This is a genomic window from Bradyrhizobium zhengyangense (assembly GCF_022012435.1).
Classification (GTDB): Bacteria; Pseudomonadota; Alphaproteobacteria; order Rhizobiales; family Xanthobacteraceae; genus Bradyrhizobium; species Bradyrhizobium zhengyangense.
Window position 1 is genome coordinate 1,535,134 of the sequence record NZ_JAKLUA010000001.1, and the last position, 19,797, is coordinate 1,554,930.

Annotated in this window: 20 protein-coding genes and 1 riboswitch; of the genes, 4 read left to right on the plus strand and 16 right to left on the minus strand. The window is 66.9% G+C overall.

Annotated elements, in window-relative coordinates; all coding sequences use genetic code 11:
• The first annotated feature begins 9 nt into the window (after nucleotides 1–9).
• A complete protein-coding gene (locus tag L6637_RS07405) occupies nucleotides 10–582 on the plus strand; it encodes a histidine phosphatase family protein (RefSeq protein ID WP_237869772.1) in 573 nt (190 codons plus the stop codon).
• Here the strand turns inward: L6637_RS07405 and cobT are convergent.
• The 7 genes from cobT to cbiE are packed head-to-tail and all read right to left on the minus strand — an operon-like array spanning nucleotide 575 to nucleotide 6,747.
• On the minus strand, nucleotides 575–1,627 hold the full coding sequence (cobT, locus tag L6637_RS07410; RefSeq protein WP_237869774.1) for a nicotinate-nucleotide--dimethylbenzimidazole phosphoribosyltransferase: 1,053 nt from the start codon (nucleotides 1,625–1,627) through the stop codon (nucleotides 575–577). The genes L6637_RS07405 and cobT overlap by 8 nt on opposite strands.
• A gap of 10 nt (nucleotides 1,628–1,637) precedes the next feature.
• Nucleotides 1,638–2,387: a precorrin-6A synthase (deacetylating) gene (cobF, locus tag L6637_RS07415; RefSeq protein WP_237869776.1), complete on the minus strand. Its 750-nt coding sequence runs from the start codon at nucleotides 2,385–2,387 to the stop codon at nucleotides 1,638–1,640.
• Nucleotides 2,384–3,115, minus strand: coding sequence for a uroporphyrinogen-III C-methyltransferase (cobA, locus tag L6637_RS07420; protein WP_237869778.1), 732 nt, complete (start codon nucleotides 3,113–3,115; stop codon nucleotides 2,384–2,386). The genes cobF and cobA overlap by 4 nt, the downstream gene beginning before the upstream one ends.
• Nucleotides 3,112–4,422, minus strand: a complete 1,311-nt coding sequence (locus tag L6637_RS07425; RefSeq protein WP_237869780.1) for a cobyrinic acid a,c-diamide synthase CobB — start codon at nucleotides 4,420–4,422, stop codon at nucleotides 3,112–3,114. The genes cobA and L6637_RS07425 overlap by 4 nt, the downstream gene beginning before the upstream one ends.
• Complete coding sequence (gene cobM, locus L6637_RS07430) at nucleotides 4,422–5,204, minus strand: precorrin-4 C(11)-methyltransferase (RefSeq protein WP_237859108.1); 783 nt, start codon at nucleotides 5,202–5,204, stop codon at nucleotides 4,422–4,424. Before cobM ends, L6637_RS07425 begins: the two co-directional genes overlap by 1 nt.
• Complete coding sequence (locus L6637_RS07435) at nucleotides 5,201–5,569, minus strand: cobalamin biosynthesis protein (protein ID WP_237869782.1); 369 nt, start codon at nucleotides 5,567–5,569, stop codon at nucleotides 5,201–5,203. The genes cobM and L6637_RS07435 overlap by 4 nt, the downstream gene beginning before the upstream one ends.
• Nucleotides 5,566–6,747, minus strand: a complete 1,182-nt coding sequence (gene cbiE, locus L6637_RS07440) for a precorrin-6y C5,15-methyltransferase (decarboxylating) subunit CbiE (RefSeq protein ID WP_237859443.1) — start codon at nucleotides 6,745–6,747, stop codon at nucleotides 5,566–5,568. The genes L6637_RS07435 and cbiE overlap by 4 nt, the downstream gene beginning before the upstream one ends.
• Nucleotides 6,748–6,757: 10 nt before the next feature.
• Here cbiE and L6637_RS07445 point away from each other — a divergent pair, with 10 nt between their 5' ends.
• Nucleotides 6,758–7,504, plus strand: coding sequence for a cobalt-precorrin-6A reductase (locus tag L6637_RS07445; RefSeq protein ID WP_237859110.1), 747 nt, complete (start codon nucleotides 6,758–6,760; stop codon nucleotides 7,502–7,504).
• Here L6637_RS07445 and cobJ read toward each other — a convergent pair.
• The 7 genes from cobJ to L6637_RS07480 are packed head-to-tail and all read right to left on the minus strand — an operon-like array spanning nucleotide 7,480 to nucleotide 15,384.
• Nucleotides 7,480–8,214 (minus strand): precorrin-3B C(17)-methyltransferase, encoded by a 735-nt coding sequence (gene cobJ, locus L6637_RS07450; protein ID WP_237859111.1) that lies wholly within the window; start codon nucleotides 8,212–8,214, stop codon nucleotides 7,480–7,482. The genes L6637_RS07445 and cobJ overlap by 25 nt on opposite strands.
• Nucleotides 8,211–8,942 (minus strand): precorrin-2 C(20)-methyltransferase, encoded by a 732-nt coding sequence (locus tag L6637_RS07455; RefSeq protein WP_237869784.1) that lies wholly within the window; start codon nucleotides 8,940–8,942, stop codon nucleotides 8,211–8,213. Before L6637_RS07455 ends, cobJ begins: the two co-directional genes overlap by 4 nt.
• A gap of 2 nt (nucleotides 8,943–8,944) precedes the next feature.
• A complete protein-coding gene (locus tag L6637_RS07460; protein WP_237869786.1) occupies nucleotides 8,945–9,574 on the minus strand; it encodes a precorrin-8X methylmutase in 630 nt (209 codons plus the stop codon).
• Nucleotides 9,574–10,734, minus strand: a complete 1,161-nt coding sequence (gene cobG / locus L6637_RS07465; protein ID WP_237869788.1) for a precorrin-3B synthase — start codon at nucleotides 10,732–10,734, stop codon at nucleotides 9,574–9,576. The genes L6637_RS07460 and cobG overlap by 1 nt, the downstream gene beginning before the upstream one ends.
• A complete protein-coding gene (gene cobN / locus L6637_RS07470; RefSeq protein ID WP_237869790.1) occupies nucleotides 10,731–13,979 on the minus strand; it encodes a cobaltochelatase subunit CobN in 3,249 nt (1,082 codons plus the stop codon). Before cobN ends, cobG begins: the two co-directional genes overlap by 4 nt.
• Complete coding sequence (cobW, locus tag L6637_RS07475; RefSeq protein WP_237859120.1) at nucleotides 13,979–15,013, minus strand: cobalamin biosynthesis protein CobW; 1,035 nt, start codon at nucleotides 15,011–15,013, stop codon at nucleotides 13,979–13,981. The genes cobN and cobW overlap by 1 nt, the downstream gene beginning before the upstream one ends.
• Nucleotides 15,010–15,384: a DUF1636 family protein gene (locus tag L6637_RS07480; protein ID WP_237869792.1), complete on the minus strand. Its 375-nt coding sequence runs from the start codon at nucleotides 15,382–15,384 to the stop codon at nucleotides 15,010–15,012. Before L6637_RS07480 ends, cobW begins: the two co-directional genes overlap by 4 nt.
• A gap of 96 nt (nucleotides 15,385–15,480) precedes the next feature.
• Nucleotides 15,481–15,698: riboswitch (cobalamin riboswitch) on the minus strand.
• 40 nt (nucleotides 15,699–15,738) lie between these two features.
• Here L6637_RS07480 and cobO point away from each other — a divergent pair.
• Both cobO and L6637_RS07490 read left to right on the plus strand, forming a co-directional pair.
• Nucleotides 15,739–16,398, plus strand: a complete 660-nt coding sequence (gene cobO / locus L6637_RS07485) for a cob(I)yrinic acid a,c-diamide adenosyltransferase (RefSeq protein ID WP_237869794.1) — start codon at nucleotides 15,739–15,741, stop codon at nucleotides 16,396–16,398.
• Nucleotides 16,399–16,403: 5 nt separating this feature from the next.
• On the plus strand, nucleotides 16,404–17,852 hold the full coding sequence (locus tag L6637_RS07490; RefSeq protein ID WP_237859125.1) for a cobyric acid synthase: 1,449 nt from the start codon (nucleotides 16,404–16,406) through the stop codon (nucleotides 17,850–17,852).
• On the opposite strand, the gene cobD is transcribed toward L6637_RS07490, so the two are convergent.
• Together cobD and cbiB are read right to left on the minus strand one after the other, a co-directional pair.
• Nucleotides 17,841–18,806, minus strand: coding sequence for a threonine-phosphate decarboxylase CobD (gene cobD / locus L6637_RS07495; RefSeq protein WP_237869796.1), 966 nt, complete (start codon nucleotides 18,804–18,806; stop codon nucleotides 17,841–17,843). The genes L6637_RS07490 and cobD overlap by 12 nt on opposite strands.
• An 11-nt stretch (nucleotides 18,807–18,817) precedes the next feature.
• On the minus strand, nucleotides 18,818–19,759 hold the full coding sequence (gene cbiB, locus L6637_RS07500; protein WP_237869798.1) for an adenosylcobinamide-phosphate synthase CbiB: 942 nt from the start codon (nucleotides 19,757–19,759) through the stop codon (nucleotides 18,818–18,820).
• Nucleotides 19,760–19,797: the final 38 nt, after the last annotated feature.

Genomic DNA, 19,797 nt, shown 5'->3' on the forward strand with positions numbered 1-19,797 from the left:
GAGATCTGCATGGAAGGCGAGACCTTCCTCTGGCTGATACGGCATGCCCCCGTCGACGGCATCGCAGGGGCCATCCACGCCAATGACGCGCCCGCCGACCTCGGCGATCACGCGCAGCTGGAGGCGCTGCGTCTGTGCCTGCCGCGCGATGCGGCGAGCTATGCGAGCCCGGCCCGACGCACGGTCGAGACGGCGCGGGCGCTGGGGCTCGCGCCCGAGCTGGTGGCTGAATTCAGCGAGCAGGATTTTGGCGATTGGACCGGCCGGCGGCATGACGAGCTCGCTCGCAGCGGTGGCGAGGCCTATGCGCGGTTCTGGAGCGATCCCGCAAAAGGACGGCCGCCGGGCGGTCAAAGCTTTGAGGATCAGATCGCGCGCGTCCGGCTGGGTCTCGCACGGATCGGCGCGGGTTCGGCAGCGCTGGTCGTGCATTCCGGCACCATCCGCGCCGCGCTCTGCATCGCGCTCGACCTGACGCCGCCAGCCGCCTTGCGCTTCGTGATCGATCCGCTGTCGCTAACCAGGATCGACCGGCTCGCGACCGGCTGGCGTGTCGTGTCGGTCAATCAGCGAGTCAGCTAGGCCTGTCAGGCACATTGGCCTGCGCGAACGTTGCCATGTCGTTGTGGAGCGCGCAGGCCGATCGCACCAGCGGCAACGCGATCGCGGCGCCCGAGCCCTCGCCAAGCCTGAGATCGAGGCTGATCAAGGGCTGCACGTTTAGTGCGCGCAGCACCAGCCGATGCCCCTGCTCCGCCGATTGATGCGACGGCAGCAGGAACGGCTGGCACGACGGGTTGAGCCGCACTGCTGCCAGTGCTGCGACCGAGACGATGAAACCGTCGATCAGCACGGGAATGCGCGCCTGCGCGGCCGCGATGATCGCGCCGGAAATGGCCGCGATCTCGAGGCCGCCGACGGCACACAGGATCTTCTCGGGCGAGGTGCCCGCCACGCCATGACGCGCGATCGCGGCCTCGATCACGCGCACCTTGTGCGCGCGGCCCGCCGCATCGACGCCGGTACCACTGCCCGCGATCTCCTCGGCGCTGATGCCGAGCAGGCTTGCGGCCATCGCCGCAGACGTTGTGGTGTTACCGATGCCCATTTCACCGAAGATCAGCAGATCGGGCTGACTGGCCTTCACCCGCGCTACTGCGCGCTGGCCGGCCTCGAAGGCAAATGCCAGCTCCGCCGGCGTGAGCGCAGGCTCAACGCTGAAATCGCGCGTGCCGTGGCGCGGCTTGTCGGTGACGATGCCCGGCAACGCGTCCTCGGCCAGCGTGCCGGCGTCGACCACTTCCAGGCTGGAGCCCAGCTCACGCGCCAGCACCGAGATTGCAGCACCTCCGGACGCAAAGTTCGCCATCATCGCGATGGTAACGGCTTGCGGATAGGCCGACACGCCCTGTGCGACGATGCCGTGATCGCCGGCGAAGATGATGATCGGCACGCGCGTCGCGCGCGGACGTTCGCTCGCCTGCAGGCCCGCAAGCTCGATCGCGAGCTGCTCGAGCCGGCCGAGCGCCCCGGTCGGTTTCGTCAGTTGCGCCTGCCGCGCGATGGCCGCCTCGCGATGATCAGCGGAGATCTCGGGGCATTTCTGGGTGATCCATTCGGGGAGCATGCTGCCTCGCTTATGGCCTGCGCTTGAGAATGTAGCTGTCCATGATCCAGCCATGACGCTCGCGCGCGTCTTGCCGCGCGGCAACGATGCGCGAGCCCACTTCGGCCAGCGTGCCGGACAGAATGATCTGGTCGGTCATACCGAGATAGGCACCCCACCAGATGTGAAGGCCTTCAGGATCCAGCGACTGAAACGCCGTGCCGCCGTCGAGCATCACAACGACGGTATCGACGCCTTGAGGCCAGCCGCCTTCGCGCAAGCGCCGCCCCGTCGTCACCAGAAACGGCTCGCCGATATCGTTGAGCGGCAGCGCATGCGCCGCGCACAGCGCCTGGATCGAGGTGATGCCCGGCACGACCTCGATGTTTGGCAACGGATTGAGCCGCCGCGCGATGCGCAGCGACGAATCGTAGAGCGAGGGATCGCCCCAGATCAGCAGCGCGGCCTTGCCCTCACCGCCGAGATGATGGGCGATCGTCTGCGACCAGCTCGCGGCGACCGCGTCGTGCCAATCGTCCACGCCCTTGCGGTAGTCAGCCTCGCTGGCGTCACGCACAGGAAGATCGAACTCGGCGATCCGCGTGGTGGCGTTGGTGAGCACATCGGCGCAAATTGTTCGCCTGAGATCGGCGAGATCGGATTTTGCGGCGCCCTTGCGTGGGATCAGGACCAGATCTGCCGCGTTGATCGCGCCAATCGCAGCCTGCGTGAGCTGCGCGGGATCGCCGCAACCGATGCCGATCAGAGACAGCTTCATCATGACGATGCGCCCTCCGCCAGCGCGCCGAACATGATGACCGCGGCCGTGGAGGCCGCACCGCCGCGGCTCAGCTGATCGGCCAGCTCGACAATAGTGGTGCGGACCAGGCGCTCATCGGCACGGCCGAGAGATTCCGCGAACAATGCCGGCGTGCTCGGCGAGAGGCCATGCTCGATCAGCTTCGCGACCAGCGCCGGAAAGGTTCTCCGGCCCATATAGACCACGGTCGTCGCATCGGGATCGGCCAGCGCGGTCCAGTTCAGATTTGGGGGCAGCTCGCCGGTGACATCGGCACCGGTCATGAATTGCACCCGGCGCGAGGTGTGACGACGTGTCAGCGGGATGCCAGCTTGCGCGGCGGCGACGCAGGCCGAGGTGACGCCGGGAATGATCTCATAGCCGACGCCGGCCTCGCGCAGCGTCTCCAGCTCCTCCTCAAGTCGACCAAAGATGCCGGCATCGCCCGATTTCAGCCGCACGACGCGGACGCCCGTGGCTGCGTAGTCAACCAGCAGGCGGTTGACATGATGCTGCTTCGTCGACGGCCGCCCTGCCCGCTTCCCGACAGCGACGAGGTTGGCCCCGGGTCGCACCAAATCGAGGATCGCGCCGGAGGCAAGATCGTCATAGAGCACGACATCCGCCTCGCGCAGCCGCGCAGCGCCCTTGAGCGTGAGCAATTCAGGATCGCCGGGGCCGGCGGAGACGAAGGAAACAAAGCCGCTCACCGGTCCTCCGCGATCAGATGAAAGAACGTGCCGGTGGCGTGGCCGCGCCGCGAGCCGGTCTCGGCGATGACCGCGCCGGTTGCGTCGTGCACGACCGCCAGCGGCGTGTCTGGCTGGGCCAGGATCGTCGAATAGTGAAATTCATGGCCGCGCAAACGCGCGCCAACCTGATGCCCCGGCATCGGCGCCGCGAGCGCGGCAAGGCGATAGCCCAGATGCATGCGGCGCTTGGCAAAGCTCGTCTCCAGACCGAGCAGGCCCGTCATCTCATGACGGATACCCTCGGCATCGGTCAAAGCAGTGCCGAGCACCATATACCCCCCGCATTCGCCGTGCACCGGTCGCGTCTCGGCGAAGGCGCGCAGGCCGCTGCGGAAGCGCATGTTCGCCGCGATCTTTCCGGCGTGAAGCTCGGGATAGCCGCCGGGGAGCCAGCACACATCGGCGCTGGCGTCGGGCTCTTCATCCGCCAGCGGCGAGAAGGTCGAGATCTCCGCGCCGGCCGCGCGCCAGGCTTCCAGCATGTGCGGATAGACGAAGGAGAACGCGGCATCGCGGGCGAGCGCGATGCGTTGGCCGGGCGGCATCACGTTCAGGCCATTCGTTACGCCTTGCGGCGACCTGGAAGTCGCCGACCGCAGCACCGCATCGAGATCCACATGCTCGGAGACAAAGCGCGCGGCCTCGTCGATCAGCTTGCCGATCTCCGCCTGCTCCTCGGCCTGCACAAGGCCAAGATGCCGCTTCGGCAGGCTGATCTCCGCATGGCGCGGCAGCGCGCCGAACACGGCGATGCCGGCCTCGTTGAGCGCGCGCCGCACAAGGTCTTCGTGACGCGGGCTGGCGACGCGATTGAGCACGACGCCCGCAAGGCGCACGCCGGCGCGATAATCGCGAAGACCCGCGGCGATCGCCGCGGCCGTCTGCGCCTGCCCGGAGGGATCGATCACCAACACCACCGGCCAGCCCAGCATCTCCGCGATATCAGCGGTGGCGCCGGTGCCGGTGACACCGCGCGCGGCGACGCCGTCGAACAGGCCCATCGAGCCCTCGGCGAGCACGATGTCGGCGTCGCTGCCACGGCTCACCAAATGTTCGATCGTCGCGCGGTCCATCGCCCAGCTATCGACGTTGACCGAAGCACGGCCTGTGGCGGCTGCGTGGAAGGCCGGATCGATATAATCTGGGCCGCTCTTGAAACACTGCACGTTCAAGCCGCGATGGCGCCAGGCGCGCGCGAGCGCCAGCGTCAGCGTGGTCTTGCCGACGCCGGAGGCCGGCGCGGAGATGACAAGGCCTGCCGCCATCACGACGCCTCCGGAAAGCGCGGCTCAGCGCCGACGGGCCGGTAGCGCCGGTCGTATTCAGCAGCATAAAGCCGGCTCTCGTCGAAATCCGCGGTGCCAAGTGTCCTGCCGACCAGGATCAGCGCGGTGCGTTCCATCTCGGCAGCTACAATGGCATCGAGCGTTGCCAGTGTGGCGCGGACGATGCGCTGGTCCGGCCAGCTCGCGCGCCAGACGATCGCGACCGGGCAATCCCCGCCATAATGCGGGGTGAGTTCGGCAACGACCTTGTCGAGCAGATGAATCGACAGGTGAATGGCGAGCACGGCGCCGGTCGCGGCGAAGGCCGCGAGCTTCTCGCCCTCGGGCATTGCGCTGGCCCGGCCCGGTGTGCGCGTCAGCACGACTGACTGGGCAAGACCGGGCAGTGTCAGTTCGGTTTCGAGCGCCGCGGCGGCCGCGGAGAAGGACGGCACGCCGGGCGTGACCGTGACCGGAATGCCGAGCGCGCGCAGACGGCGAAGCTGCTCGCCCATCGCCGACCAGATCGAGAGATCGCCGGAATGCAGCCGTGCGACATCCTTGCCCTCGGCATGGGCGGCGGCAATCTCGGCCATGATCTCGTCGAGCGACAGCGGCGCGGTGTTGACGATACGCGCACCCGGCGGGCAATGCGCCAGCACGCCCTCGGGCACCAGCGAGCCCGCATAGAGGCAGACCGGACAGGACGCGATCAGATCGCGCCCCCGCAGCGTGAGAAGATCGGCTGCGCCCGGCCCGGCGCCGATGAAGTGCACCGTCATGGGCCGTCTCCTTCCGCGATCGCGGCGGTCGCGGTGCGATCCTGCGAGATCGCGCGCGTCGCGATCAATCGCGCGCGGACGCCGGCGGCCGCGAGAGCTGCTGCCTCAGCGACCGATCCTGTGCCGAACGTTTCGGCGATCCGCTTCGACTGCGTCGGCGTTTCGATGGATGCCAGCACGTCGGCTGGCACAGCCTTGATCGGAACGCCACACTCGTGCGCCAGCTGCTTCAGCACCTCCGCGTCAGCCTTGTCGCTGATGGTCGCTACGGCCGCGAGGCCGCCTGGGCCGCCTGCGGCCACGAGCGCTTCGCGCAATGAGGCCAGCGTCGCTTCCTTCTTGAATCCGAGCCCGGCGACCTTCATCGGACCGTACTCCATTGCACCATCGGACGCGTCGTCTCCCACGCGCGGTAACGGCCGAGCGGAGCGGCATGCGCAATCTCGACCCGCATCAGCTCGCCGCCATGCTGTTGATGCAGTTCGCCGAGCAATGCCTCCGTCTCCAGCGTCACGGAATGTGCAACCAGCCGTGTCCCCGGCGCAAGTCGCGACCAGACGGCATCGAACATTGCGCGATCGAGACCGCCACCAATGAAAACAGCATCCGGCGCGTCCAAGGTTGCGAGCGCTTCGGGCGCAGTGCCTGCGATGACCGTGATCTTGTGTTCCAATCCGAACGCTTCCGCATTGCTGCGGATGTTGGCGGCACGATCCTCGCGCGCCTCGACAGCGATCGCAGACCCGCCGCCCAATGCCCATTCCACCGAGATTGATCCAGAACCCGCACCGATGTCCCACAACCTCCTGCCAGGACACGGCCCGAGCACTGAGAGCGCCAAGGCGCGCACCGGCCGTTTTGTGATCTGACCGTCGTGGGCAAAAAGAGCGTCCGGGAGGCCTGAGCCGCGAGACAGCCCGTCCGCCCCCCTCGCCTCGAAGGCGACAGCAACCAGATTTACAGTGGGAGCACGCGTATAGGTCTCCGCGTGATACTTGCCGACTTTTTCATGGGGTCCGCCAAGCGCGGCGAGAGTCCAGAATGGCGAGACACCCCATCCGCGCTCCGTCAGCCATCGCGCCAGATCGCCGGCAGCTTTGCCGTCTCGCACGAGACAAATGATCCGAGCGCCGTCCGCCAGATGCGGCACAAGACGTTCGAACGGCGCAGCATGAAGACCGAGGCAGATGACGGATTCGAGCCGCCAGCCCAGCCGCGCGGCGGCGAGCGAGAAGGTCGACGGTGCGGGATGTGCGATCCACTCGCCGCCGCCGAGTTTTTCGGCGAGGCCTGCACCTGCGCCGTACCAGAAGGGATCGCCGGAAGCCAGCACCGCAGTCGGCCGGCCGCGGCAACTGAGCACGACATCAGAATCAAATGGCACTGGCCAGGTGCGGCCACGGCTCCCCGCATTCGCGAGCGCTAGATGGCGCTCACCGCCGAACACGGTTTCCGCGCCAGCAAGCGCCTTTCGGCTTGCTTCCGACAGCCCGGCAAGGCCATCTTCGCCGATACCGATGATGGTCAGCCAGGGATCAGCCAAGGAATCAGCCATGATGCGCGCCCTTATTCTGGGCGGGATTGCCGATGCGAGCCTGCTCGCCGCGGAGATCGCGCGCGCAGGGATTGATGCGGTGTATTCCTACGGTGGGCGCACGCGCGCGCCTGCCGATCAGCCGCTGCCGACCCGCATCGGCGGCTTTGGCGGCGTGAGCGGACTTGCTGATTATATCCGTAGCGAACGCATCACCCATGTGATCGACGCGACGCATCCCTTTGCCGCCGAGATGAGCCGTCATGCCATCGACGCGTGCGCGGAGACCGGTACGCCGCTGATCGCGCTGGAGCGCGCTTCTTGGGTGAAAGCACCCGGCGACATCTGGATTGAAGTCGGCGATGTCAACGCAGCGGCCGCCGCGCTGCCCGAGGCGCCGGCCAACGTGTTTCTCGCCATCGGCCGTCAGCACATCGCGCCGTTCGCAACGAAGCCACAGCACGCCTACACGCTGCGGTTCGTCGATCCGCCCGAAGCGCCCCTGCCCTTCGCCGCGGATGTGATCGTATCGCGCGGACCGTTCACGCTTGACGGCGAATTGGAGATGATGCGCACGCGCGGCATCGCCTCGATCGTCGCCCGCAATTCCGGCGGCGACGGCGCCCGCGCCAAGATCGATGCGGCCCGCATCCTCGGCCTGCCCGTGATCATGATCTCGCGACCGAAGCTGCCTGAACGGCTGCGGGTGGAGAGCGTCGCTGAGGTGATGCAGTGGCTCGGTCATCGGACCTGCCTCGGCGCATAGACCCAGTGGCCGACGCGCCGCGTCTGGGAATTGCCGACGATGACCAGCGTGCGCATATCGGCCATCTCAGGCGTCGCGTCATTCAGCGTCACGGTCGCGATCTTCTCGTCGGAAGCGCTGATCGCGCGCGCGAAGATCACGAGGCGCTCGCCGCAACCAGCCTCCTTCAACACGGCCAGCGCGCGGCCAAATCCTTCCGGCCGGCTTGCCGAGCGCGGATTATACATCGCAATCGAAAAATCCGCTTCCGCGGCAAGCCGCAGCCGCTTCTCGATCACCGTCCACGGCTTCAGATTATCGGAGAGATTGATCGCACAGAAATCATGGCCCAGCGGCGCACCGGCGCGCGCGGCGGCGGCCAGCATCGCGGTGATGCCAGGCAGCACGCGGATCGGCAGATCCTGATAGTGCGGCGCCCGTTCGAGCGCCTCGAACACGGCCGAGGCCATCGCGAAGACGCCGGGGTCGCCGGAGGAGACGATAACGACCTGGCCGCCTTCGGCCGCGAGCCTTAATGCTTCAGCCGCACGCTGGAGCTCCTCGCGATTGTCGGAGGGATGCAGGGTGAGCCCGGGTCGCGCCGGCACACGCGCAACATAGGGCGCGTAACCCAAGATATCGGTCGCGGCAGCGAGCGCGGCGGACACCTCCGGCGTCACCAGCGCCTCGCTACCCGGGCCGAGGCCCGCGATGGTCAGCGTGCCCGTCATTCGGCGGCGTCCGGAAGCCGGCCCTTGCCGTGCACCAATACGATCGCGAAGTAAGGACACTCAGCGGCTTCGATCTCCGCAAGCCGCGCGACGCGCTCGCCCGGCATGGTGCCGCGCTCGACCAGCCAGGCATCGTTGAGCCGCCCGGCGGACGCGAGCGCGCGCCGCACTTTTGCAAGATTACGTCCGGTCTTCATGATCACAACCGCATCGGAATCGCGCATGCGGCGTTCGAGCTCGGCTTCAGGAAGCGTGCCCATCAGCACCGTCGTCACGTCGTCGCCGAGGGCAATCGGCTGGCCGACGCCATTCCAGCAGCCGACCATGCCGGGAATGCCGGCAATCACCTCGATCTCGACGCGGCCCTGCAGGCGCGTGTGGAGGTGCATGAAGGAGCCGTAAAAATAGGGATCGCCCTCGCAGAGCACGACCACGTCGACGGCACGCGAAAGCCGCGCCAGGCGCTCCGCCCATTCGTCGTAGAAGCCGGCGAGAAGCTGGACATAGTCCGGGCTGTCGAAGGCAATCTCGGTCGTGACAGGGTATTCCATGGGATATTCAGTGACGTCGCCAGCCAGCATCCCCTCGACAATGCGCCGCGCCTGCCCGGGCCGACCCTTCTTGCGGAAATAGGCAACGTGCTTGGCGCCACGCACCGTGCGATCGGCGCGCACGCTCATCAGATCAGGATCGCCAGGGCCGAGACCGCAGCAGATGATGCGTCCCATGGCTATTCGCTCCGGTTCGCCAGTGCATTCACGGCAGCGACCGTGATCGCGGAGCCGCCGAGGCGGCCTTCAACGGTGAGTGCCGGCACTGGCGGATCAGCCATCAACGCGGCCTTTGACTCAGCCGCGCCGACGAAGCCGACGGGACAGCCGATGATCGCCGCCGGCCGCGGACAGTCGCGATCTTCAAGCATGTTGAGCAGATGAAACAGCGCGGTCGGCGCATTGCCGATCGCGACGATCGCGCCGTCGAGATGCGGCCGCCACAACTCCAGTGCCGCGGCCGAGCGGGTGTTGCGCATGGATCGCGCCAGCGCGGCAACGGTCTCATCGGCAAGCGTGCAGATCACGGCATTTGCCGCAGGCAATCTGGCGCGCGTAATTCCCTCAGACACCATCCGCGCATCGCACAGGATCGGCGCGCCCTTCTGCAAGGCCGCGCGCGCGGCGATTGCCATGCCCGGCGTGAAGCGGATATGTGCCTCGAGGCCGACCATGCCGGCGGCATGGATCATCCGCACCACGACCTGCTCCTCCTCAGGCGTGAAGCGCGCCAGATCGGCCTCGGCCCGTATAGTGGCAAAGGATTGTCGGTAGATCGCCGCACCATCGGTCTCGTAAATATGCGGCATCAGTGCCCTCCCATCAGAATGGAGGGATCGCGAACGATGTCGTCGCGGTCGAGCCCGCGCAGGATCGGCTCGTCGCGCGTCGAGCCGCCGCGCACGAGATCGAATCCCTTGGCCGTCGCGACCAGCGTGATCGCGGCCGCGCCGGAATGGGCGCAGCCCTTGGCGCAGCCCGAAACGTGAAGCTGCGCGGCCCCACCGATGTTTTGCGCAAGCGCCGCCGCCAGCCCCCGCGTATCGGCATGGGCCTCGCGGCAGCGTGGTGCGCCGCTGCAGGCAATGACGCGCAGCGCCGGATCGTAAGGCTCCGTGAGCAAGCCAGGGGCCGATGGCATCGTCCGCTTGCCCTCGCTCAAAACCATCCGCCACGGCGTCATCCGCAGCGCATGCCCGCAAGCAGAGAGCTGATTGAGCGTCGTATGCAGCATCTGACCGAAGGCGACACCGACCATAGCCCCTTGCGGATAGAGGCCAGGACGCGCCGCGGCCATGATCGGCGCAGGCTCCGCCTCGCCGCGCAGCGCCTCAGGCAATTTTGCCCCGGTCGCAAGATGCGTTGCCATGCGCCCTCGCCCGTCCCTGACGCCTGATGCGACGAACCAGTGCGCGACAGCAAGTGCGGCGCTCACGGCCTCGCCACGCGCGACGCTGCGACCGAGCGCGGCGCCATCTGCGCGCACGAGGAGGCCGCCGGCTGCGTCACGCTCGATCCGTACATCGGCGGAGTTGCCCGCGAGCACGCGCGAGGTGCCGTCATCGATGGCGAAGCCGAATTTCGTCGGCAGCTCGAGCGCAGAGCCCGCCAATGCCTCTTCGAGCTCGGCGGCGAGCGCCTGGGTCTCATCGCCCTCGCGCCAGAACGGCGTGACCAGGATGTTGCGCCGGGATTCAGTCTCGGCATCGGGATCGAGCAGCGTCAGTTGTGCGAGCCCGTCGACCAGCAGCCGGTGGCTGGCCTCGCTGACGCCCCTGATCTGGAGATTGGCGCGGCTGGTCACGTCGATCAAACCATTGCCGTGGCGCTCGGCGAGATGCGCGAGCCCGGAAATCTGGGTGGCATCGAGCCGGCCGCCGAACGGGCGAACGCGGACCACGAGCCCATCGCCCGATTGCATCGGCCGCAGCGCGCCGGGACACCAGCCCTTCACCGACGCCGCGCTCATGACGCCTCCTTCAGCGCCGCCGCAATCGAATTGCGGCGCGTCCGCCAGAGCGAGGCCTCGTGCAGGCGCGTGAAGCAGGTTTCCATTACGGCAAGCGCCGCCGGATTCTCGCGGGCCAAGAAGGCGCGGACATCGCAGTCGCCGAGCGTCGCATCATAGTAGAGATCGAACAGATGCGGCGGCACGGCGCCGGCGAGATGAGCAAAGGTGGCCATATGCTCCAGCGTCGCTGATAGCTCGGCTGCCCCGCGAAAACCGTGGCGCATCATGCCGGCGATCCAGGCCGGATTGGCGGCGCGGGCACGGACGACGCGGGAAATTTCTTCGGTGAGTGTGCGCGCATGCGGCTCGTCGGGGCGCGTCGTGTCGAGATGATAGAGCGAGGGCCCTGATGCGCCGAGATGCGTGGCCGCTGCCGCGACCCCGGCTTCGTGCGCGGCATAATCGGCGGCAAGCAATAGATCGGTCTCGGGTAGATCCTGGGCGTGGACGAACGCATCGGCAGACGCGAGCCGCCGCTCGATACCGGCACGATCCGGCCTGATCTCGCCATCGGCGGAGAACGCCCACGACGATGCCGATAGCCAGGCTTCGCCGGCCGCATCGCGCGTCTCCGATGTGAACGCATCGGGGATGGCCGAAAGGCCGACGCCGTATTGTCCGGGGCGCGGCGCGAACACACGGGAAGCGCGATGGCGATAAGGATTTTCGTCGCCCTCTTCCTCGCGCGATGCGAGCGCTTCGGAAGCAGCTTCGAACAATTGCGCCAGGCCCGCGAATACATCGCGGAACAGGCCGGATACGCGTAGCGTCACGTCGATTCGGGGACGGCCGAGCTCAGCCGGCGCGATGATGTCGTAGCCGGTGACGCGGCCGGAGGCATGATCCCAGTGCGGCGCGAGGCCGGCCAGATGCAGCGCCATCGCGAACTCCTCGCCCGCGGTGCGCATCGTCGCCGAGCCCCAGAGATCGACCACGAGGCCGTTCGGCCAGTCGCCATGATCCTGCAAATGACGACGCAGCAGCTCTTCGGCGAGCTTGATGCCCTGCGCATGCGCTGAGGGCGTCGGCACGGCGCGCGGATCGACGGCGAAGAGATTGCGTCCCGTCGGCAGCACGTCCTGGCGTCCGCGATAGGGCGAGCCGGACGGGCCCGGCGCCACGCGTTGTCCTGCGAGCGCGATGCGTAGCGCATCCCGCTCAGCATCGCCACAGGCCCCGCGGCCGAACACGTGCAGGCCCTCGCCGAACTGGCTTTCCTTGAGATCGCAGACGAAGCGATCGATCCGCGGGATGGCTTCGGCTGGCGCAGCCGAGGCTACAATACCAAGATCGTCTTCGAGGCCGGCCGCCCGCGCCTCGTCGCGGATCGCGGCGATCAGGCGCTGACGGCGGGCGGGGTCGAGACCATCGGCGGTCGAATATTCGTCGAGCAGGCGTTCGAGCCGGCGAAGGCCTTCCGGTATCGCGGATTGTTCGAGCGGCGGCGGCAGATGGCCGATGGTGGCGGCGCCGATCCGCCGCTTGGCCTGCGCAGCCTCGCCGGGATCATTGACGATGAAGGGATAGATCACAGGGAGATCGCCGATCAGCGCTTCCGGCCAGCACGCGGATGAAAGGGCCACGGATTTCCCCGGCAGCCATTCCAGCGTGCCATGCGCGCCCATATGCACAACAGCATCGATCCCCTGCCCGCGGAGCCAGAGATAGAATGCAACATAGGCATGGCGCGGCGTGCGGGCGAGATCGTGATAGTCGCCATCGCGTGTCGCCGCATCGCCCCGCTCGGGCTGGACCGCGATGATCGATCGGCCGCTTGCGATGGCTGCGAAGTGGAAAGCGCCATCGCGGCAGCTCGGATCGTTCTCCGCCGCGCCCCAGGCTTGCGCGAGATCGTCCTGCAAACCTTGCGGAAGCTGCGAGAGCGCCGCGCGGTAGTCTGCGACACTCCATGTCAATTTCTGCTTCAGCAACGTCTCGCCGAGTGCATGCACCGGCGCAACATCAAAGCCGGCCTCCCCGAGATCGGCCACCAGCGCTTCGACCGACGCCAGCGCATCGAGACCGACCGCATGTGCGATCTGATGCGGACGCCCGGGATAGTTCGACAGGACGATGGCCAACCGCTTCACGGCCGCCGGCTTCCAGGCAAGCCTTCGCCAAGCAGCGACGCGGGCGACAACCGCTTTCACACGCTCCTCATCCGGCCTATGGGCCAGATGCGAGATCTGCAGATCGGGATCGCGTTCCGCGGCCGACTTGAAACTCACCACGCCGGCGAACAGGCGGCCGTCGACCTCAGGCAGCACTACATGCATGGCGAGATCGCCAGGCGACAGGCCGCGCAGCGATTCCGCCCAGTCCTCGCGCCGCGCCGAGGAGAGCGCGACCTGGAAGATGGGACACGGCGCAGCGTCGAACGGCGTCGTGCCGTCGTCGCCCATCGCCGAGAACGCCGTCGCGTTGACGATCGCGGCTGGCGGATTTTGCGCGAGATGCGCGCGAAGCCAATCTCCGACGCCTGCCGCCTTTAGCGACGTGACGAAGGCCCCATAGGCGTCAAAACCCTTCTCGCGCAACGCGGCGATCAGCGTATCGACGGGACCGGTGTCGGCAGCCGTGAGATAGGAGCGATAGAACGTCACGAGCGTGAGGGGCTTCCGCTCGCGCGGCGTCGGCGCGGCAATGACACCACGCGCAGGGTCGTAAAAGCCCATTTCGGGCACGTTCATCTCGCCGACAACAGGCCCGGCATAAAGGCCTGAGGCCAGCGCGAGCTGCGCAATCGCGGCTTGCGCCGCGACGGGACCGCCTGTGTCGCAGAGCGCTTTGAGCCGGCGCAGCGTCGAAACCGGCAAGGTCGAGTACGCATCCAGCCTGATGTCGTCGCGGCCGTCGGCCGGCAGCACGGCGAGAACGATATTGCGGTCTTTGGCCAGTTGCTGGAGCGCCGCCAGCCCGTATGGCCAGTAGGATTCACCGCCGATGAGGCGCACCAGAATGCCGCGCGCCTGCGACAGCGTGCGCTCGATATAGGTGTCGACCGAGAGAGGATGACGCAGTTCCGCGAGATTGGCGAGCCGCAGCGACGGCAGGCTGTCCTGGCCACGCCGCCAGCCCGCCGCGAATGCCGCAAGGTCGGAATCCGAGAACGAGAGTACCACGAGATCGGCCGGGTCCTGGCCGATGTCCCTTGGCGTCGTGGTCTCCTCGAGACCGCGGCTCTCGCGGAAGACGACGTGCATCAGACTCCCAGTCCCGCTCTAATCGCGACCTCGTCAATATCGCCGTGCTCGCCGATCACGACGAGCTTTGATTGCCTGTTGCCTGCACCCCAGGGCTTGTCGAACTGGTGGCGCACGCGTTCACCGACCGCTTGCAGCAGCAGCCGCATCGGCTTGCCCGCGACGGCGATGTAGCCTTTGACGCGAAGCACGTTTTGCTCGCGCGAAAGACGCTGCACCGACGCGACCAGCACATCGATGTCGGTGACCTCAGGAAGATCGATCACGACGGAGGCAAAATCGTCGTGCTCGTGGTCGTCCTCACCATCATGATGCGAGGGACGCGCGGCGAGATCGTTCTCGGCGGCAGCGCCGAGGCCGAGGATCACGCGCGCGTCGATGGCACCGTCAGTGATCGACAGCATCGGCACGCGGCGCGGCATCTCGGCGGTGATCAACGCCTTGGCGGCCTCGATGCCCGCGGCGCCTGCGAGATCGGCCTTGGTTAGCAGCACGATATCGGCGCAGGCGATCTGGTCCTCGAACACTTCTGACAGCGGCGTCTCGTGATCGAGATTCCCATCCGCCGCGCGCTGCGCTTCGACGGCAGCCGGGTCCGGCGCGAAACGACCGGCGGCCACCGCCTCGGCATCGGCCAGCGCAATCACGCCATCGACCGTGATGCGCGAGCGAATCTCCGGCCAGTCGAACGCCTTCAGCAGCGGCTTTGGCAGTGCCAGGCCTGAGGTCTCGATCAGGATGTGATCGGGCCGCACTGGCCGTGCCAGCAGCTTCTCCATGGTCGGAATGAAATCGTCGGCAACGGTGCAGCAGATGCAGCCATTGGCGAGTTCGACGATGTTCTCTTCCGGGCAGTTCTCATCGGCGCAGGACTTCAGGATCTCACCATCGACACCTTCGCTACCGAACTCGTTGACAAGCACGGCGAGCTTCTTGCCATTGGGATTGCTGAGCAGATGCTGGATCAGCGTCGTCTTGCCCGAACCGAGAAAGCCGGTGACCACGGTCACAGGAACTTTTGCAAGCGAGTTCATTCGGCGGCCTCCGGCAACACGGCGATGGGGGGAATGCGCGCAAGCGATTGCTTGCGGAAGATTTCGGGGCGGCTGCGCCAGGGCACGAGGCCATCGGGCGCGGCAGCATAGGCGGCAGCGCCCGCAACCACGTCCCGCGCGTTGGCATCCGACAGGCGGCCATAGACATAGGACCAGCGACCGGGCGCGCTGAGCGCGACCGAGCAGCCCTGGCTGCATGCAGACAGGCACTCGACGGGAACCACGCTGACGCCCTCGGGCACGCCGGCTTCGAGAATCGCGCCGTGCAGGCGCTTGCCGGGCGTGGTCTCGTCTTCGCCCAGCGTCTGGCCGGCGCGGCAGGTGATGCAGACGTGCAGTGTGACAGTCATCGCCTCTTCCAGAAGTATCAGCGGGAGGCGAAGAGGCTCACGGACCTTGCTTGCGAAGGTCCGTTTCCCCGTCGCGGAACACCCCGTCCGCCGGTCCAAAAATCGTCCGCGCTGGCAGGTCTCCCGGCTTGCGGAGCAGGGTTTCCCCTTCGATCCCCGCCTTCCCGATCCCTGGGGGATCAGTGGCTTTGGGCATCTCTCCGGTCACGGTCGCGGGGGCGGCTGCATTTTGGACCCAAATCTTGCAGATTCGGACCCTATCGCATTCCCTCTTCGCCTGTCATAGGACAGGAACCAACGCCGGGCCACCATTTGCCCCCGGCCGCCTCTTGTCAAGCCGAAGGACCGGATACGATGACGACTGAACCGGAGACCCAAACGGCCGACGAAACCGACGCCAAGAATGACGCCAAGACTGACGCAAAGCACGCCGCCAAAATGGCGAAGATCAAGGTCGCCCGCGACAAGATCATGGCGACCAAGAGCGGCGAAAAAGGCCTCATCATCGTCCACACCGGCGCCGGCAAGGGCAAGTCCTCCTCCGCCTTCGGCATGATCGTGCGCTGTGTCGCCCATGGCTTCCCCTGCGCCGTGGTGCAGTTCATCAAGGGCGCCTGGGATACCGGCGAGCGGCGCCTGCTCACCGGCCATTTCGGCGAGCTCTGCCAGTTCCACGCCATGGGCGAAGGGTTCACCTGGGAGACGCAGGACCGCGCCCGCGACGTCGCGGCCGCGCGCGCCGGCTGGGAGAAGGCGAAGGAGCTGATATCAGATGAGAGCCTGCGCATGGTCGTGCTCGACGAGATCAACATCGCGCTGCGCTACGACTATCTCGACATCGCCGAAATCGTCGATTTCCTGAAGACCTCGAAGCCGCCGATGACGCATGTCGTGCTCACCGGTCGCAATGCCAAGGACGAGCTGATCGAGATCGCCGATCTCGTCACCGAGATGACGCTGGTGAAACATCCGTTCCGCTCCGGCATCAAGGCGCAGCCCGGCGTCGAGTTCTGAGATCAATGACACGCACGCTGATGATCCAGGGGGCCGGCTCGGACGTGGGCAAGTCGCTCATCGTCGCCGGTCTCGCGCGGGCCTTCACACGGCGCGGATTGCGCGTGCTTCCCTTCAAGCCGCAGAACATGTCGAACAACGCGGCCGTCACCGTCGATGGGGGCGAGATCGGCCGCGCCCAAGCGTTGCAAGCGCTCGCCGCCGGTGTCGAGCCGCATACCGACATGAATCCGGTGCTGCTGAAACCCGAGACTGATGTCGGCTCGCAGGTCATCGTGCACGGCAAGCGCATCGCAACCGCACGCGCGCGCGAATATGCGGCGATGAAACCATCGCTGATGGGCGCGGTGCTGGAGAGCTTTGAACGGCTGAAGGCGCGCGCTGATCTGGTGCTGGTCGAAGGCGCCGGCAGCCCGGCCGAGGTGAATTTGCGCAAGGCCGACATCGCCAATATGGGCTTTGCCCGCAAGGCCGACGTTCCGGTCGTGCTGGTCGGCGACATCGACCGCGGCGGCGTCATCGCGCAGCTGGTCGGTATCAAAACGGTGATCGACCCTGATGATGCCGCAATGATCCAAGGCTTTGTCATCAACAAGTTCCGCGGCGATCCTACACTGTTCGACGACGGCTACAAGCTGATTGAACAAAAGACTGCATGGCGCGGCCTCGGCGTGCTGCCGTGGTTTCCGCGCGCCGGCGAGCTACCGGCCGAGGATGCGCTGGGCCTGAGCGACGCGCGCAAGCCCGGCCAGTGCAAGATCGCCTGCCTCGCGCTGTCGCGGATCGCCAATTTCGACGATCTCGATCCGCTCAAGCTCGAGCCTTCAGTCGATCTCGTGATGGTGCGCCCGGGCGAAGCGATCCCCGGCGATGTCAGGCTCGTCATCATCCCCGGCTCAAAGTCCACGCGGGGCGATCTCGCCTTCCTGCGCGCGCAAGGCTGGGACATCGATCTCATCGCGCACCGCCGCAGGGGCGGCCATGTGCTCGGCCTCTGCGGCGGCTATCAGATGCTCGGGCGCAGCGTTGCTGATCCGGCCGGAATCGAAGGTCCTGCCGGCGATACACAGGGTCTCGGGCTACTGGACGTGACGACCGTGATGAGTCCGCAGAAGACGCTGACGCGTGTGGCAGCCGTTCACGCGGCGACTGATCAGCCGATCCAGGCTTACGAAATCCACATAGGCCGCACTGATGGACCCGACCGCACGCGGCCGTTCGCGAAGTTGAACGGCGAGCCGGAGGGTGCGATTTCGCGCGACGGGCGCGTGCAGGGCAGCTATCTGCACGGCCTGTTCACGTCGGACGATTTCCGCAAGGCATATCTGGCAAAGCTTGACATTCCCGCAGGCGAGGAGCCGTATCACGCGAGGGTCGAGAGCGCGCTCGAGGCCCTCGCCGATCACATCGAACGGCATCTCGACGTCGAAGGCCTGCTCGCGCTAGCGCGCTAGAATTTTGGCCAAGCGCGTCCATTCGGCCTCGGCGCCCGGAAGGCCGAGTCGCAGCCACGTCGGCTCTTTCGCAAACACCCGCGACCAGATCTGGCCGCCCGCGAGCTTTTCCTGCGCAACAAGCGCGTCAGGCGTTTCGTAGAGACGGAACAATGATGCGCCACCGACGAGCCGCCAGCCCTGCGCCTGCACCATCTCGTCGAGGCGCGCACAGTCCCGCACGAGCCGCGCTGACGTCGCCTTCGCCCAGGCATCATCATGCAAGGCGCGGCAGCCGATCGCGATCGCGGCGCCCGAGACCGGCCATGGACCTGATGCCGCCGCGAGCTTGCCGATGTCCTCCGCTTCGCCGATCGCGAAGCCGAGCCGCAGGCCGGCAAGACCATAAAACTTGCCGAACGAGCGGAGGACCAGCAGCCCCGGCTGACCGGCTTCCGAGGCGAGCGAGAGCTCGGGAACGGCGTCGGCAAAACTCTCGTCGATGACGAGGTGTCCGACGCGCGGCAACAGCGCGAGCAGGTCGTTCGGGTCGTGACGGCGGCCATCGGGATTGTTGGGATTGACGACGATGGCAAGGTTCGCGCCCGCAAGCGCGTCGATCTCCTTCACCTCCTCGACCTGCCATCCCCCGGCTGAGAGAACGGACGCATATTCGTTGTAGGTCGGAGCGAGGATGCGGGCCAGGCCACGCGGCGCGAGCTGTGGCAACAATTGAATGGCGGCTTGTGCGCCACCCATCGCGACAACAGGCGCTGATGTGCCATAGGCGTGTTGGGCAGCCCGATGCAGCGCCTCGATCTCGGATCGCGACGGCAGCGCCTGCCAGTGATGCGCTGATATCTTGCCCACGGGATAAGGCAGCCGGTTGATGCCGGTCGACAGATCCATCCAGTCTTCTGCGCGCCCGCCAAAACGCTGCTGGGCCAGATCGAGATTTCCACCGTGCTCGCGCATGTCCCGTTCTTTCACGCGAAGGCCAGGATCGCAAGCAGGCCTGCGAGCAACAGCATAGCGCGGCGGTAGATCGCCAGTCCCCCGGCGATGTCGGCCGCAAGCGGATCGCGTGCGCCCTGGTTGAGCCAGGGCTCGTTCGTGACGCTGCCGTGATAGGTGCGGGGACCACTGAGCCGCACACCCAGCGCGCCGGCCATCGCCGCTTCCGGCCAGCCGGCATTGGGCGAGCGATGCCGGCGCGCATCACGCGTCATGCACGACAGCGCCTGGGAGCGCTGCGGTGCGAGCAGCACGAACAAAAATCCGCTCACGCGCGCCGGAATGAAGTTTGCGACATCGTCGATACGCGCGGCTGCCCAGCCAAAGGCCTCGTGCCGTTCGCTGCGATGGCCGATCATGGAATCCAGCGTATTGATGGCCTTGTAGCCGAGGATTCCCGGCAAGCCGAACAGCGCGCCCCAGAACACCGGCGCGACGACGCCGTCGGAGGCGTTCTCGGCGAGGCTCTCGATCGCCGCGCGTGCGATGCCGGCCTCATCGAGCGCGGCGGGATCGCGGCCGACGATGCGCGAGACCGCCTCGCGCGCGGCGGCGATGTCGTCGTCCAGCAGGGGCCTGGCGACAGCAGCAACATGATCATGCAGCGAGCGCAGTGCGACCAGCGGCCAGGCCAGGATGCCGATCAGCACGATCCGGATCCAGCCTGAGGGAAGCAGAGACTGAAGCAGCCACCCAAGCGCGACCGCGAGCGCAATCACCAGAAGCGCGCCGGCGACGCCGGCGGCGCGGCGAAACGCCGGCGGGTCGGACTCGCGATTCCAGCTGGCGTCGATGGCTGCGATCAACCGGCCCAGCCAGGTCACGGGGTGGCCGAGCCGCGCGAACAGCCATGACGGCCAGCCCGTGAGGGCATCCACCGCCATCGCCACCACCATCGCGCCCGCAAAGCCCACATCCGCCTCCTGTCCCGCCCCTGTTGCGCAAAGCCAGG

Coding starts and splice junctions, on each gene's coding strand:
- L6637_RS07460 (WP_237869786.1), bottom strand. CDS start 9,574: ATGCCGCATATTTACGAGACCGATGGTGCGGCGATCTACCGACAATCC.
- L6637_RS07445 (WP_237859110.1), top strand. CDS start 6,758: ATGATGCGCGCCCTTATTCTGGGCGGGATTGCCGATGCGAGCCTGCTC.
- L6637_RS07405 (WP_237869772.1), top strand. CDS start 10: ATGGAAGGCGAGACCTTCCTCTGGCTGATACGGCATGCCCCCGTCGAC.
- L6637_RS07425 (WP_237869780.1), bottom strand. CDS start 4,422: ATGGCGGCAGGCCTTGTCATCTCCGCGCCGGCCTCCGGCGTCGGCAAG.
- cobG (WP_237869788.1), bottom strand. CDS start 10,734: ATGAGCGCGGCGTCGGTGAAGGGCTGGTGTCCCGGCGCGCTGCGGCCG.
- cobW (WP_237859120.1), bottom strand. CDS start 15,013: ATGAACTCGCTTGCAAAAGTTCCTGTGACCGTGGTCACCGGCTTTCTC.
- cobF (WP_237869776.1), bottom strand. CDS start 2,387: ATGATGAAGCTGTCTCTGATCGGCATCGGTTGCGGCGATCCCGCGCAG.
- L6637_RS07480 (WP_237869792.1), bottom strand. CDS start 15,384: ATGACTGTCACACTGCACGTCTGCATCACCTGCCGCGCCGGCCAGACG.
- L6637_RS07435 (WP_237869782.1), bottom strand. CDS start 5,569: ATGAAGGTCGCCGGGCTCGGATTCAAGAAGGAAGCGACGCTGGCCTCA.
- cobT (WP_237869774.1), bottom strand. CDS start 1,627: ATGCTCCCCGAATGGATCACCCAGAAATGCCCCGAGATCTCCGCTGAT.
- L6637_RS07455 (WP_237869784.1), bottom strand. CDS start 8,942: ATGGGACGCATCATCTGCTGCGGTCTCGGCCCTGGCGATCCTGATCTG.
- cobD (WP_237869796.1), bottom strand. CDS start 18,806: ATGCGCGAGCACGGTGGAAATCTCGATCTGGCCCAGCAGCGTTTTGGC.
- cobM (WP_237859108.1), bottom strand. CDS start 5,204: ATGACGGTGCACTTCATCGGCGCCGGGCCGGGCGCAGCCGATCTTCTC.
- cobO (WP_237869794.1), top strand. CDS start 15,739: ATGACGACTGAACCGGAGACCCAAACGGCCGACGAAACCGACGCCAAG.
- L6637_RS07490 (WP_237859125.1), top strand. CDS start 16,404: ATGACACGCACGCTGATGATCCAGGGGGCCGGCTCGGACGTGGGCAAG.
- cobN (WP_237869790.1), bottom strand. CDS start 13,979: ATGCACGTCGTCTTCCGCGAGAGCCGCGGTCTCGAGGAGACCACGACG.
- cobJ (WP_237859111.1), bottom strand. CDS start 8,214: ATGACGGGCACGCTGACCATCGCGGGCCTCGGCCCGGGTAGCGAGGCG.